General features: G+C 67.6%; 2 protein-coding genes. Both read right to left on the bottom strand.

Features of this window, described 5'->3' with window-relative positions:
- Nucleotides 1–282 (bottom strand): hypothetical protein (locus tag GVV77_RS18040; RefSeq protein WP_159620707.1); only part of this gene is annotated, 282 nt, incomplete at its 3' end.
- Nucleotides 269–1,010: ATP-binding cassette domain-containing protein (locus GVV77_RS18035; protein WP_246199905.1), on the bottom strand; the 742-nt coding region annotated here is incomplete at its 5' end. The genes GVV77_RS18040 and GVV77_RS18035, both read right to left, overlap by 14 nt.

Genomic DNA, 1,010 nt, shown 5'->3' with positions numbered 1-1,010 from the left:
GATCCCGGCCAGGACGCCGAGGAGGATGACGGCGATGAGGACGACCCCGAGGGAACCGCTGCCTCCGAGGGGGTTCAGGGCTGTCAGCTGCTCGGAGGCCAGCGTCATATCGATGACTGGCAGTTCGCCGGCGACTTCCGGGTCAGTGCCTTCGCTGTCGATGAGGTAAGGGAACAGGACGGTGGAGGTCAGCTGGGTGGCCAGCAGGCCAAGGGCCGCGATGAGGGCCGCGATCTTCGTTGCAGGGATGGTGGTGAGTTTGAGGGTTTCAGCGCGCAGCATGGGGGGTCCGTTCGAAAGAGCTGATCTCGGAGGAGCTGATCATGGAGAGGTAGAAGTCCTCGAGGTCGCCCTCGGAGGCGGCGAGGGCTTCGGCGAGGGTGGTCGCTGAGCGGACCTGCCCCTCGGCGATGGCCACGATGTCATCGGCGATCTGCTCCACATCGGCGAGGATGTGGGAGGACAGCAGGACACTGCCGCCATGGTCGGCGAAGGAGCGCAGGTAGTGCTTGAGCCAGTAAATGCCGGCAGGATCCAGGCCGTTGGCCGGCTCATCGAGCACCAGGATCTTCGGGTCCCCGAGGATCGCCGTGGCGATGGCAACACGCTGGCGCATGCCCAGGGAGTAATCACGGATCCGGCGGTCGGCGTCGGCGCTCAGGCCCACAATAGTGAGGACCTCCTCCACCCGGGCCGCCGCGTGGTGGCCCTGGGCGGCGGCGATCCGCAGGTGCTGGCGTGCGGTGCGACCGGGGTGCAGACCGCCTGCATCCAGGACCGCTCCGATGACCCGGGTGGGATCGGACAGGTCGCGGAACGGCTTCCCGAACACCAGCGCCTTCCCGGCATCGGGGGCGATCAAACCCAGCAGCATCCGGATCGTGGTGGTCTTCCCGGCGCCGTTGGGCCCGAGCAGGCCCGTGATCCGGCCGGCGCCGACGCTGAAGCTCACATCCTCGACCCGGCGGACACCCCGGAAGGACTTCGAAAGGCGCTCAACCAGGAGGGGT

Source organism: Arthrobacter zhaoguopingii, assembly GCF_009828605.1.
In the GTDB taxonomy this organism is placed as follows: domain Bacteria; phylum Actinomycetota; class Actinomycetes; order Actinomycetales; family Micrococcaceae; genus Arthrobacter_D; species Arthrobacter_D zhaoguopingii.
Note: the sequence above shows the minus strand (reverse complement) of the source record. Positions and strands in the feature narration are given on the sequence as shown.